The sequence below is a fragment of the Pseudomonas sp. C9-3 genome (assembly GCF_032392015.1).
Taxonomy (GTDB): domain Bacteria; phylum Pseudomonadota; class Gammaproteobacteria; order Pseudomonadales; family Pseudomonadaceae; genus Pseudomonas; species Pseudomonas nitroreducens.
Map to the genome: position 1 here is coordinate 2,166,584 of NZ_CP135919.1, position 12,840 is coordinate 2,179,423.

The 12,840-nt window shown below is 65.8% G+C and carries 11 protein-coding genes; all 11 read right to left on the reverse strand.

What is annotated here, in order from left to right:
* Positions 1-104: 104 nt before the first annotated feature.
* Positions 105-1,730, reverse strand: a complete 1,626-nt coding sequence (locus RS899_RS09860; protein WP_315809771.1) for a hypothetical protein — start codon at positions 1,728-1,730, stop codon at positions 105-107.
* The gene (locus RS899_RS09865) at positions 1,727-2,923 is read right to left on the reverse strand and encodes an MFS transporter (RefSeq protein ID WP_138525706.1); all 1,197 of its coding nucleotides are present in this window, start codon (positions 2,921-2,923) and stop codon (positions 1,727-1,729) included. The genes RS899_RS09860 and RS899_RS09865 overlap by 4 nt, the downstream gene beginning before the upstream one ends.
* The gene (locus RS899_RS09870; RefSeq protein ID WP_315809772.1) at positions 2,920-3,117 is read right to left on the reverse strand and encodes a hypothetical protein; all 198 of its coding nucleotides are present in this window, start codon (positions 3,115-3,117) and stop codon (positions 2,920-2,922) included. Before RS899_RS09870 ends, RS899_RS09865 begins: the two co-directional genes overlap by 4 nt.
* Complete coding sequence (locus tag RS899_RS09875) at positions 3,114-4,265, reverse strand: PepSY domain-containing protein (protein ID WP_315809773.1); 1,152 nt, start codon at positions 4,263-4,265, stop codon at positions 3,114-3,116. Before RS899_RS09875 ends, RS899_RS09870 begins: the two co-directional genes overlap by 4 nt.
* Before the next feature lie 30 nt (positions 4,266-4,295).
* On the reverse strand, positions 4,296-6,704 hold the full coding sequence (locus tag RS899_RS09880; protein WP_315809774.1) for a TonB-dependent receptor: 2,409 nt from the start codon (positions 6,702-6,704) through the stop codon (positions 4,296-4,298).
* A gap of 124 nt (positions 6,705-6,828) precedes the next feature.
* Entirely contained in the window at positions 6,829-7,767 is a 939-nt protein-coding gene (locus tag RS899_RS09885) for a FecR family protein (RefSeq protein WP_315809775.1), read from the reverse strand.
* Positions 7,764-8,270 (reverse strand): sigma-70 family RNA polymerase sigma factor, encoded by a 507-nt coding sequence (locus tag RS899_RS09890; protein ID WP_138525710.1) that lies wholly within the window; start codon positions 8,268-8,270, stop codon positions 7,764-7,766. The genes RS899_RS09885 and RS899_RS09890 overlap by 4 nt, the downstream gene beginning before the upstream one ends.
* Positions 8,271-8,363: 93 nt before the next feature.
* Complete coding sequence (locus RS899_RS09895) at positions 8,364-9,305, reverse strand: aldo/keto reductase (RefSeq protein WP_315809776.1); 942 nt, start codon at positions 9,303-9,305, stop codon at positions 8,364-8,366.
* Between the two features lie 10 nt (positions 9,306-9,315).
* Positions 9,316-10,932: a gamma-glutamyltransferase family protein gene (locus tag RS899_RS09900; protein ID WP_315809777.1), complete on the reverse strand. Its 1,617-nt coding sequence runs from the start codon at positions 10,930-10,932 to the stop codon at positions 9,316-9,318.
* Between the two features lie 17 nt (positions 10,933-10,949).
* On the reverse strand, positions 10,950-12,044 hold the full coding sequence (locus RS899_RS09905) for a polyamine ABC transporter substrate-binding protein (RefSeq protein ID WP_138525713.1): 1,095 nt from the start codon (positions 12,042-12,044) through the stop codon (positions 10,950-10,952).
* 15 nt (positions 12,045-12,059) lie between these two features.
* On the reverse strand, positions 12,060-12,839 hold the full coding sequence (locus RS899_RS09910) for an amino acid ABC transporter ATP-binding protein (RefSeq protein ID WP_138216802.1): 780 nt from the start codon (positions 12,837-12,839) through the stop codon (positions 12,060-12,062).
* Position 12,840 lies beyond the last annotated feature (1 nt).

Genomic DNA, 12,840 nt, shown 5'->3' on the forward strand with positions numbered 1-12,840 from the left:
CTGCATTTGTAGGAGCGAGCTTGCTCGCGAAAAAGTCGAGCGGGCCGATTCAGGCTGATGCTGGGTTCGCGAGCAGGCTCGCTCCAACAGATTGATTCGCCGAGTTACCGCCCCAACGCCTGACGCTGCACGTGCATGGCTCGGATGCGTTGTTCCCACTGGGCGCGCTCGGTTTCCGGCAGAGCGTTCCACCACTGGCTCACTGCACGGTTGCTGTAAGGCGTCACCCAGTCGGACCAGTGCGCCATCTGCGTCTGCGGAAAACCATTGTCGCGGCCGCGCAGGTAGTGGTCGAAGAAGCCCAGCACCAGCGTGGCCGGTGCTTCGATCAGCACGTCGGTGGGGGCGCTGCCGATCAGCTTGTCGCGCAGTGGGCGACGCAGGTATAGCGCATTGTCGGTGAGGCCGGCATGCAGGGTGTCGCGCATGACCAGACGGTGGATGCGTGGATTCTGGCCGGCGTGCGCCAGGCTTTCGTAGGCGAAGTCGTTGAAGCTGCGCGGCTGGGTCGGCGGCGTGACGCCAAGCATGCGGTAGAACATCGACAGGTCCGAATGCAGCATCAGCATGGGTACCGGCAGGTCCCGGTCGAAGGGCGTGAAGTCGAAGTCGCCTCCGTCCAGGTTCACTGCCGCTGCGCAGCGCTGATCGACCATGCAGACCGCACCAGTAGTCGAACCGCCGAAGGACATCCCCATCTCTCCCACGTGATCGAAGTCACTGGCGGCCACCACTTCGGCGACACTCGGGGGGACTTCGCCGGTTTGAAGACGGTCATGGACAAACAGGCGGTCCGCCAGCCAGACCGGCGCGCTGAGATGGATGGCGCGGTCCGCCGGCGGCTTGAGTTCGGTCGCGAAACGCAATTGGCCGTCGAGGCGGCGGGCCAGATCGTCCTCGCCGTAACCTTGCAGCAGAAGTGGCGAGAAGCCGTGCTCTAAGGCATCGCGAAGGTGGACGTAGAGCGCCGGATCAGTGGGGGCCACTTCGCCGTTTGGGAACAGCGTGGGCGAGGCATCCCCCGTGTGCTGTACGGAGTAGACCGCATATCCATTGCTGGCCAGTTCCTCCATGATCCGCCCGTTCATGCCGGTGAAAGAGCCGTAGCCGTGGCTGTAGAGCACCACGGGCAGGCGACCGAGGTCGGCCCGCAGCAGCGCGTTTTCGTAGGAATTGGTACGCAAGTGACGAAGGTGCGTGAGCAACGGCGGGAAATGGAACAGCTCACCGAAGCCGCGCGCGGTGCTGCGGCTTTCGGCATCGCTGAAGTAGTGACGCGGTTGCGCGTCCATCGCCGGCCTGGCCGGATACCAGACGCGCACCAACAGACGCCGAGCCTTGCCGGCTGGTGCGCCAAGGAGGCCAGTACGGCTGGCATCGACCAGCTCGAAGTCGCGCATGCCGACCGGGTAGGGGCCACCGGGCTTGGGTAGCGGCGAGACCGGGAAGAAATACAGTGCGGCGACAGCCAGGCTCGTCAGTAGAGTAAAGAACATCCCCGACCAGACTGGCACTCGTGCCGGGTGCCTGCGCCGCAGCAACAGGGCCAGCACCAGGAGTACGGCGACGACTGCGCCGACGGCAGCCTGCCAGCGATCGTCCCACATGCCATACAGCGCCACGAGCAGCGCGAGCAGGGCGGCGGCATTTGCCAGGGGCCGACGACGCAGCCACCAGCCAAGCAAGGCGACGACGAGCAGGGCGAGCAGCAGGCCGTCGGCAAGCGTCATGCAGCGGCGCCTTTGCGCGGCAGTACGGTCCAGGCGATGCCGAACAGCAGCAAGGCGGCGACCAGCACATAAGGCGCACGGCTATCGACCTGGTGCAGCAGGGTGCCCAGCAATGGGCCGCTGATCATGCCCAGCCCATGCACGGCCACCAGGCTGCCCGCAGCAGCGCCTTGCTCGTCTGCTTCCACGGCGTTGGCGTTGAGCGCCGAGACGGCAGGGAAGACCCAGCCCATGCCGGCGGCGGCAACGAAGCAGGAGGCGTAGAGCATCCACGGTGCCACGGCGAAGCACACTGTGGCGAAGCCCAGCGCGGAAATGCTGCCGCCCACGCCGATCAGGCGCAGCGGCGCCCAGTTCAGCTTGCGTACCAGCATCTGCGCACAGATCAGCGCCACGCCCACGGATGTAAGCGCGATGCCAGCTACACGGGCGGCGTCTGCCGGGGGGAGCTGCAGGCGGTCGAGGGCGAAGAAGCCAACGGTCATCTGCGCCACGGTCACGCAGACCATGGCGATGAAGCCCAGGGTCAGCGAGCGGCGCAGGCGCTTGTCACTGATTGCCAGGGCGGGGCCTTTACGCTCGTGGGTGCGCTCGTGGTGCGGTAGCCATTTCCACAACACGCCCAGCGCCAGTAGCGGTAACAGGCAGGTGAGCAGCAGCGGCAAGGCCAGGCCGAGCATGGCCAGCAGGCCGGCGAAGCTCGGGCCGACCACCATGCCCACGGCGCTGGCGGCACCGAGCCCAGCCATGGCCGAAGCACGCTTGTCCGCGTTCACGTGGTCGGCCACCAATGCCGCCGAGCAGGCCGGCACGGCGGCGTAGAAGCCTCCCGCCAGTCCGCGCAGCGCAACAATTCCGATGAAGGCCGGCAGCGGAGACATCGAGGTATTCAGCGCCAGGGCCATGAAGGCGCAGAGCAGGGCATAGGTCACCGCGAAGCCAGCCAGGCCGCTGAGCAGCACGCGACGGCGGCCGAGACGGTCGCTGGCAATGCCCCAGACGCGCGCCATGAGCATCCAGGCGATACCGCCCATGGTGACCGTCATGCCCGCCTGCCAGGGCGCCAGGCCCAGGGTGCGCGCCACCGGGCCGATCAGCGCGACGAAGGACATCACCGCTACCGTGCAGACGAAGGTTTCGAACATCAGCGGGCGCAGGTTGAGGGTGGGGGCCTGGGGCGGCATGGCGGTCATTTCGGGGTTGGCTCCTTGGGACGGCGGGGCATTCTCATCCATACAATGACGATCAGGAGCAGCGGAACACCAAGGGAAATCCACGACAACACGTCGAAAACCCCGTCGCCCAACAGCGCCGAGAGCAGCCCGAAGGTGCTCAGCACGGCCAGCGCGACGGGCCAGCGGAAGATCATCCAGAGTCCGCGTCTCATGCCTTGATCTCCGTGCTCAGGCCGCCGGAATCCAGTTCCGCGAGGCGTTTCTCGATGGGCGTGCGGCGGCGTCCGAGCCATAGGTACAGGCCGCTGGCGAGGATCACGATGCTGACGATATCCAGCAGCGCCCAGACGATCTTCAGCGGCATGCCGCCGTAGTCGCCAAAGTGCAGCGGCTGGGACAGCAGCAGGGTCTTCACGTACAGCGGCATCTCGCGCATGTCGGTCAGTTCGCCGGTTTCGGCATCCACCAGGGCGGGTTTGAGCAGGCGTTCGGTCAGCGGCGTATTACCGCGCATGAACACGGCGTAGTGATGCTTGCTGCTGAACTGTGTGCCGGGGAAGCCTACGAAACTGACCTCCATGTCCGGCGCGGCCTTGCGTGCGGTGTCGATAGCCTTGTGCAGCGAGCCGAGCTGCTCCAGCGGCGGCGCGTCCTTGTACGGTGCGGTCATCTCCGCCAGTTGGCCGCCTTGCCAGAGCATGAGGATCGGCAGCGCCAGGGTGTTGATCACCCCGGTGACGCCCACCACCAGCACCCAGGCGAGGGTGACGATGCCCAGCACGTTGTGCAGGTCCAGCCACTTCAGGCGCGAGCTGCGCTGCAAGCGCACGGTGGCGAAGTCGAGCTTGCGCATGAACGGCGTGTAGACCACCACGCCGGAGACCAGCGAAGCCACCAGCAGCAGGCCCATGAAACCGAGGAACAGGTAACCGGGCAGCCCCATGAAGAGGTCGGTGTGCAGCTTGAGCATGATGTACATGAAGCCGCCCGGCGGCGGCAGGGCCTCGAAGAACTCCCCGGTGCGCGCGTCGAAAGGCTGCACGTGGCCATCTTCCGGCGGCGGCACCAGGGTTGGCGCGGTGATGACGCCGCCCAGCGGATCGTCCTGCTCCCAATACACGAAGCGCACCACTTCACCCGGCCGTGTCGCCAGCGCGCGGGCGACCACATCGTCGTAGTCGATCTTCGGCGACTGCTCGGTGAGCGGTTTGAGCTCCGGGTGCGGCTCGAAGGTGTGCTCGATCTCTTCGTGGAAGATCAGCGGCAGGCCTGTGAGGCAGAGCATCAGCAGGAATACCGTGGAGATCAGGCTGGTCCACTTGTGCACCAGGTACCAGGTGCGGAGGGCTTTGGCGGTCATCGTCAGGCTCTTTCTTCTTTAAACATCCATTTAGAAATCCACGCTCGCGGACAACTGCAGCGTGCGGCCCTCGCCCAGGTACAGGTACCCGGCGGTGGAAGTGCCCCAGTAGTCCTTGTCGAACACGTTATCCAGGTTGGCGCGTAGCACTACCGGTTTGCCGAGGGTCTCGAAGCGATAGCGCGCGCCCAGGTCCAGGCGCCACCAGTCGGGAATGCTCAGGGCGTTGGCCTGGTCCACGTACTGCTCGCTGGTGTAGATCGTCCGGGCCGTGACAGTCAGGCCCGGCACCTGGGTGATGTCGTACTCACCGCCCAGATTGAGCTGGCGGCGCGGTACGCCGATACCGTTGTTGCCGTCGTACTGGCCGTCCTGGGTCTTGGTCAGCTTGGCCTGGGTGTAGGAAGCACCGCCGAGCAGGCGCGCGCCCTTGGCTACCTCGCCGAACAGGCTCAGCTCCAGGCCGCGGTTGCGTTGTTCGCCGCCACGAGTGAAGCGGCCGTTGTCGTTGACGCTGCTCGGGCGCTTGATCTCGAACGCAGCCAGGGTAGCGCCGAAACCGTCCCACTCGCCCTTGACGCCGACTTCCTTCTGCTTGGAAACGTAGGGCGTGAGCATTTCACCGGCGTTGACGGTGCCAATGGGCGCGGTTTCACCGGGGCTCAGGCCTTCGATGTAATTGGCGTAGAGCGAGATGTTTTCCCACGGCTTGACCACGATGCCACCCATGGGCGTGGTCTTCTCCTCGTCGTAGCCTTCACCTACCGGGGTGCCGACGTTCATTTCGTAGTTCTGCGATTCCACCCGCTGCTTGCGTGCGCCGAGAGTCAGCTCGACGCGGCCGTCGAGGATCGACAGAGTGTCGGCTAGCGCGTAGCTGGTGAGGGTAGCGGCGGTGTACTTCTGCACGTTCTTCGGATAATCGTCCGTGCTCGGCGTGCCGGAGTAGACCGGGTTGTAGAGGTTCGATGCGCGCGACGGGAAGGCGGTGTAGAGGAAGAAGATGTCCGAGTTCTGCACCACGCGGGTCGCGCCGAAAATCAGCTTGTGCTGCACCGGACCGGTGTCGAAAGTGCTGCGCAGGCCGGCCTCGGCGGAGTGCGAGCCGACGTCGTAGACCTGCCAGGCCGGGCTGGAGACGAAATCGCCCTGGTTGCCCATCAGCACCGGGTTGCCGGCCAGGGCGTCCATCTCGCTGCGGCGATCACCATAGCCGGCGTAGCCGGTCAGCCAGTCGGCGATGTCGTATTCACCACGGAACACCAGGGTGCGGTCGGTCATCTCCGAATCGCCGTAGCCGGGATAGTTCAGGTCGTTGTCCGGTGCATGGGGAATCTTGGTGACACCGGGGCCAACGCTGAACTGGCGGACGACGTTGGTGAGGTCCTCGCGCTGGGTGATGTAGTCGGCGGACAGACGCAGGCGCTCGCCGGTGTAGTCCAGGCCGAGGGAACCCAGGCTGTCTTCCAGTTCCTGCTTGTCCACCGTGGTGTCGCCGTTGCGGTACACGCCATTGAAGCGCACACCTAATTCCTTGCCCTCGCCGAAGCGACGGCCGACATCCAGGTGGGTGCCGAACACCGAGTCGGACAGATACTCCAGGGTCACCCGGTTCAGCGGTTCGGCACCGGCGCGCTTGGTTACCAGGTTCACTGCGCCTCCGACGTTGCCGCTGGGCGGCATGCCGTTGAGCATGGTGCTCGGACCCTTGACCACCTCCACGCGCTCGGCCATCTCCACCGGTACCCGGAAGAACGGCGCCAGGCCGTACATGCCGTTGAGCGCGACGTCGGCGCTGACCACCGGGAAGCCGCGCAGCGAGAAGTCCTCGTTGAGGTTGGTGCGCGCACTGCCGATCTGCGCTGAAGGTTCGTTGGCCAGTACGTCGGCGACGCTCCGGGCCTGCTGGTCATTGATGGTCTGCTCGGTATAGCTGGTGATGCTGAAAGGCGCGTCCATCAGGTCGGTGTTGCCCAGCAGGCCGAGGCGTCCGCCACGCGCCACCTGGCCACCGGCATACTCGGCAGGCAGGTCTTCAGGGCCGGAAGCCTGCCCGGTGATCAGAGAGGGCTGCATTTGCAACGCATCGGGACTGGGTGAACGAATCAGGGTAAAGGTGCCGTCACCGCGCTGCTCCAGTTCCAGGCCGCTGCCTTGCAGCAGGCGCTCGAGGGCGCCGCGGGTTGAATAGTCACCCTTGAGCCCGGGGCTCTGCAGGCCGTCGGTCAGCGTCGGGTCGAAGGACAGGTGCACGCCGGTCTCGGCGGCGAACGAGGCCAGGGCGCGGCCCAGTGGACCGGGGGAAATACTGTAGCTGCGTACTTCGCTGGCTGCCGGCGCGGCCGTCACCGGCGTCGCCACGGCCACCGCCAGGGAGAGGAGGGCGGTGCGTACCGCCAGGGAAAGTGAAGAGGGGTGTGCGTGTCTGCTGCTGGACATGGACGGGGTACCTTCGGGCCTCTGCGGGCTTCGTGTCGGGAGATGTTCCCCTGTTGCCAGCTGAAGTGAGAAAAAGTCTCACTTCTTTTTGAAAATACTTTGCATCAACGCCCGGTGCCTGTCTTCAGGCGGCTGCCAGAGTGATCCAGAAGTCCGTTACCCGACGGATTCGCAGGGGATAGGTGGCCTGCAGCATCGACAGCGCGAGGTTGCTGTCCAGCAGCGGGAAAGCCCCTGACACCGCCAGTTGCGCCACCGCAGGGTCACAGCGCAGCACGCCGCGGCGATATCGGCTCAGCTCGCCCAGCAGTGCCTGCAGGGGCAGGCGGTCGGCCATCAGCATGCCGTGGGTCCAGGCATCCGGGTTCGGCGTGCTGGGCATGGCAGTGATGGATTGCGCGGTCAGCAGTACGGACTCCCCGGCACCCAGCCACTGGCCGGAGCTTTGCAACGGCGACACCTGCACGCGCCCGTGCTGCACGGCAACTCGGGTCGCGCCGTCGGCTTGGCGTACGTTGAAGCGTGCCTCGGCGGTTTGCATCCGGCCTTCGCGGGTGGTGACCAGGAACGGGCGGCCGTCCGCGCGGGTATCGAGGAATATTTCGCCGCGCAGCAACCGCACCAGGCGTTGTGCGGGAGTGAAGGCGATATCTACGGCGCTGTCAGTGTCCAACGTGAGCAGACTGCCATCGGGCAGCGGCAGCTTGCGCTGCTCGCCCACCGCGGTGTGCTGGTCGGCCAGCCAATCCTGCCAGGGTTGTGTGCGCCAGGTAGCGAGGCCTACCGGAGCGACGGCCAGCAGCACGGCAAGCTGCTTGAGGGCGCGGCGGCGGTCCAGCGTGCGTTCTCGGCCCAGCGTCGGCATGGCCAGAGCGGGAGGCAAGCTGCCAAGGTGGCCCAGCAGGCGCTCGGCGCGGTCCCAGGCGCGGGCGTGCTGCGGACTCTGCCGTTGCCAGTCGGCGCAGGCGCGGCGGGTTTCCTCGCTGGCATCGTGCTGCAGGCGCACCAGCCAGTCCGCCGCTTCGTCGAGGATGCGAGGCGCGATGGGCTCGGCGGCAGTCATTCCATCAACTCCAGGCAATGACGGAAGGCCTGCTGCATATAGCGCTTCACCGAGCCAAGGGACACGCCCAGGCGTTGGGCGATGGCCTCGTATTTCAGCCCCTCGATCTGCGCCAACAGGAAGGCCTGGCGTACCGGGTCAGGCAGACGAGCAAGCAGGGCGTCGATCTCGTGCAGGGTTTCCAGCACCAGGTAGCGCTGTTCGGGGGAGGGGGCCAGCTCTTCCGGAAGCCCGGCCAGGGCTTCGAGATAGGCGCGTTCCAGCGACTGGCGTTGGAACCAGTTGATCATCAGCCCCTTGGCTATCGTTGTAAGGTAAGCCCGCGGCTCGCGTGCATCCAACACCCGGCGTGAACCGAGCAGGCGGGTGAAAGTGTCCTGGGCCAGGTCCGCTGCCTGTTCGTGGCAGTCCAGGCGACGGCGTAGCCAGCCTTGCAGCCAGCCGTGATGGTGCTGGTAAAGCTCGCTAACGGCGGCATGGAGGGGAGCATCGACCGGGGGCATGGCGGAATTTTTATCATTTGAGAATGCTTCTCATGATAAGGGTTGCTGCGCTCTGCTCACAAGCCCCCTTGAAGGATGGCATGCAGTAGCTTGTCAGCCTGCCCGGCTAGCTAGGTCGAGGGTTGTCAGCTGGGGGGCGGAAAGGCTCAACCGGGTAGCCCTTACCAGGCTGGCGAGCTGGCGTTCATTGGTGGCACTGGCGATGGGGGCGGCGATGCCTGGCTGCTGGCGGAGCCAGGCGAGCGCGACCTCCGCCGGCGTCGAGTGGGTTTCTTCGGCGACCTGGCCCAGCGCCGCGAGAATCTTCAATCCGCGGGTATCAAAGTAGCCCTCCAGGTCTTCGCCACGGGCGCTACCTGCGAGGTCGCCGGGGGCGCGGTACTTGCCGGTGAGAAAGCCCGAGGCGAGGCTGAAATAGGTCACCACGACGTTGCCGTGTTCGGCGGCGATGGCTGCGGTTTCCGTTTCGTGGCCCGCGCGGTCGTAGAGGTTGTACTGGACCTGCAGTGCGGAATACGCAGGGAGGCCGTTGCTACGTGAAGTGGCTTCGGCTGCCTGCAGTTGTTGTCGGCTGAAATTGGACGCACCGATGGCGCGTACCTTCCCCGAGGCGATCAAGTCTTCGTAGGTGCGCAGGGTTTCTTCGTGGGGCGTGCTGTCATCGGGGTAATGGCTGAAGTACAGGTCGATGTAGTCGGTGTTCAGGCGCCGCAGGGAGTCCTCGACACCCTGCAGGATCCAGCGGCACGACAGCCCGCGCCGCTGTACCGAGAGTTCGGCGCCGACCTTGGTGCACAGCGTCACCTCAGTGCGGCGCCCCGGCTGGCTGGCGAGCCAGCGGCCGATGATGGCCTCCGACTCGCCGCCCTCGTGACCCGGCACCCAGACTGAGTACATATCCGCAGTATCGATACTGCTCAGCCCCGCGTCGAACGCCGCGTCCAGCAGGCGTCGCGACATCGCTTCGTCCACCGTCCAGCCGAACACGTTACCGCCCAGTATCAGTGGTGAAAGGTTCAGGTCACGAGCATGCATGGCTTTCTCCTCAGCACACCGCGATATGTGAATCCGCGCGCGGTTCGGTGCCGCCGCAGAGTACGCCGGTTTCAGGATCGCGGACGATGATCTGGCCGCGCCCGTAGTCGGTGAGGTCGCAGGCGATCTCCACTTCGTGGCCGCGCCGGGCGAGGCCGAAGGCGAGGTCGCGGTTGGCGTGCTGCTCGATGCCGACCTTCATGCCGCCCAGCCATTGCCAGCGCGGGGCGTCCAACGCGGCCTGGGGGTTGAGGCCGAAGTCCACCAGGTTCATCACCATCTGCACGTGGCCCTGGGGCTGCATGTAGCCGCCCATCACGCCGAACGGGCCGACCGCCACGCCGTCCTTGCTGAGGAAGCCGGGGATGATGGTGTGGAAGGTCTTCTTGCCCGGCGCCAGGGCGTTGGAGTGCGCCGGGTCGAGGCTGAACTCCGAGCCACGGTTCTGCAGGCCGATGCCGCTGTCGGGCAGCACCACGCCAGAGCCGAATCCGTGGTACGCGCTCTGGATGAACGAGACCATGTTGCCTTCGCCGTCGGCGGTGGCGATGTACACGGTCCCGCTGGAGAGCGGGTCGCCGTGTTTCGGCTCGGCGGCATGTTCGCCGATCTCGCCGCGACGGCGCGCGGCATAGTCTTCGGAGAGCAGCGCGGCAGTGCTGACGCGCATGTGCTCGGCGTCGGTGATGTAGTGCAGGCCATCGGCGTAGGCCTTCTTCATGGCTTCGAGCTGGCGGTGCCAGGTGAGCTGGCTGTCGCGCTGGTCGAAGTCGTAGCCCTGGAGGATGTTCAGGGTCATCAGGGCGATCAGGCCCTGGCCGGCCGGCGGGATTTCCCAGACGTCATAGCCACGGTAATTGGTCTTGATCGGCTCGACCCACTTGGGTTTGTAGCCGGCCAGGTCAGCGGCGCTCAACTCGCCACCGGTGGCGGCGGAGTGGGCGGCCAGACGCTCGGCGATGGCGCCACGGTAGAAGCTTTCGCACTTCGTCTCGGCCAGTTCTGCGAGCGTTTTTGCCTGGGCCGGGTTGCGGAACAGCTGGCCGGCACGGGGGGCTTTACCGTCAAGGGTGAAGGTGTCGAACCAGGCTTCCAGGGCCGGCACGGCGGCGCGGCTTTGCTGGTATTCCTGGCGGGCGATTTCCCACTGGTAGGCAACCACCGGGGACACCGGGAAGCCGTCACGGGCGAGGGCGATGGCCGGTTGCAGCAGGTCGGCGAAGGGCAGTTTGCCGAAGCGCGCGGACAGCTCGGCCCAGGCCGAGGGGATGCCCGGCACGGTGACCGGCAGCCACCCGTGTACCGGCATCTTGTCGTGCCCGGCGGCTTTTACCTTGTCGATGGAAAGGGAGGCGGGCGCATGGCCGCTGGCGTCGAGGCCGTGCAACTGGTCCTTGACCCAGACCAGGGCGAAGGCGTCGCCGCCGATGGCGCAGCCGGTGGGTTCCACCACCGTCAGCGCGGCGGCGGTGGCGATGGCGGCGTCGATGGCGTTGCCGCCGGCGCGCAGCATGGCAATGCCGGCCTCGGCAGCCAGGGGCTGCGAGGCGGCGACCATGCCGTTACGGGCGAACACGCTCTGGCGCTGGGAGGCGTAGGGGTACTCGTGGGCAGAGAAGCTCAGCATGGAAAACTCTCTTCGGTTCAGCGGTCAGTCTTGATACGGGTCCATTCGCGGGTGATCACGCGCTGGATTTTCGGCGGCAGGTCGGCGGAGACGTAGAGCTTCTCGATCACCGCGTCGCTGGGGTAGATGCCGGGGTTGTCACGGACTTTCGGATCGAGCAGCGGGGTGGCGTCGGGGTTGGGGTTGGCGTAGCCGACGTAGTCGCTGACCGGGGCGATCACTTCCGGGCGCAGCAGGTAGTTCACCAGCTCGTGGGCGCCCTTGGGGTTCTTCGAGTCGCGCGGGATGGCGAGCATGTCGAACCAGAGGTTGGCGCCTTCCTTGGGGATCACGTAGCGCACGTCGATCTTCTTGCCGGCTTCCTGGGCGCGGCTCTGCGCCTGCATCACGTCGCCCGAGTAGCCGACCGCCACGCAGATGTCGCCGTTGGCCAGGTCAGTGGTGTACTTCGAGGAGTTGAAGTAGGTGATCGACGGACGCAGCTTCTGCAACAGTGCGGAGGCCTTGGTGTAGTCCTCGGGGTTGGTGCTGTTCGGGTCCAGGCCCAGGTAGTGCAGCGCCTGCGGGATGATCTTCACCGGTGCGTCGAGGAAGGCCACGCCGCAGCCATGCAGCTTGGCAAGGTTTTCCGGCTTGAAGATCAGGTCCCAGGAATCCAGCGGAGCGTTGTCGCCGAGGGCGGCCTTGACCTTGTCGTAGTTGTAGCCGATGCCCACGGTGCCCCACATGTAGGGCACGGCGTACTGGTTGCCCGGGTCGGCGGCTTCCAGGCGCTTCATCAGGCGCGGGTCGAGGTGCTTCCAGTTGGGCAGTTGGGCGCGGTCGAGTTTCTGGTAGACGCCGGCGTTGATCTGCTTGGTGAGGAACTGGCTCGACGGCACCACCAGGTCGTAGCCCGAGTGACCGGAGAGCAACTTGGCCTCTAGCATTTCGTTGGTGTCGAAGACGTCGTACTGGACCTTGATGCCGGTGTCCTTCTCGAAGTTCTTCAGGGTGTCCGGGCCCATGTAGTCGGACCAGTTGTAGAAGCGCACCAGCTTGTCGTCGGCCTGGGCGGCGGTGGCGCAGGCGAGGAGGGTGAGAGTGCTGGCGAACAGAACGCGTTTACGCATGACTTGTCCTTATCTTCAGAGAACGCGGCTGAGGAATTCCCGCGTGCGCGGGTGGTGCGGATTGCCGAAGACCTGCGCGGGCGGGCCTTCTTCGATGAGCTCGCCCTGGTGCAGGACCACCACGCGGTCGGCCACTTCGCGGGCGAAGCCCATCTCGTGGGTGACGACCACCATGGTCATGCCTTCGTCGGCCAGCTCCTTCATCACCTGCAGCACTTCGCCCACGGTTTCCGGGTCCAGCGCGCTGGTGGGTTCGTCGAAGAGCATGGCCTGGGGCTTCATCGCCAGGGCGCGGGCAATGGCCACGCGCTGCTGCTGGCCGCCTGAGAGCTGGCCGGGGTAGTGCTCGGCCTTGTCCGACAGGCGCACCCGTGCCAGTAGACGGCGGGCCTGGTCCAGCGCCTCGCCCTTGGGCACACCGAGCACCTGGGTCGGCGCTTCGATGATGTTCTCCAGCACGGTCATGTGCGGGAACAGGTTGAAGCGCTGGAAGACCATGCCGATGTCGCGGCGACGCCGGGCGATGTTGCTTTCCGAGTCGCGCACCAGCTTGCCGTCCGGGCGTTCGCGGTAGCCCATCAGCTCGCCGTTGACGCGAATGCTGCCGCCCTGGATGTCTTCCAGGTGGTTCATGCAGCGGATGAAGGTGGTCTTGCCCGAGCCCGAGGCGCCGATCAGCACCACCACTTCGCCCCGGCGTACTTCCAGGGAAACGCCCTTGAGGATTTCCAGTTCGCCGAAGGCCTTGTGCACGTCGCGGGCCTGGATTACCACGTCTTTCATGTCCGGGATCATC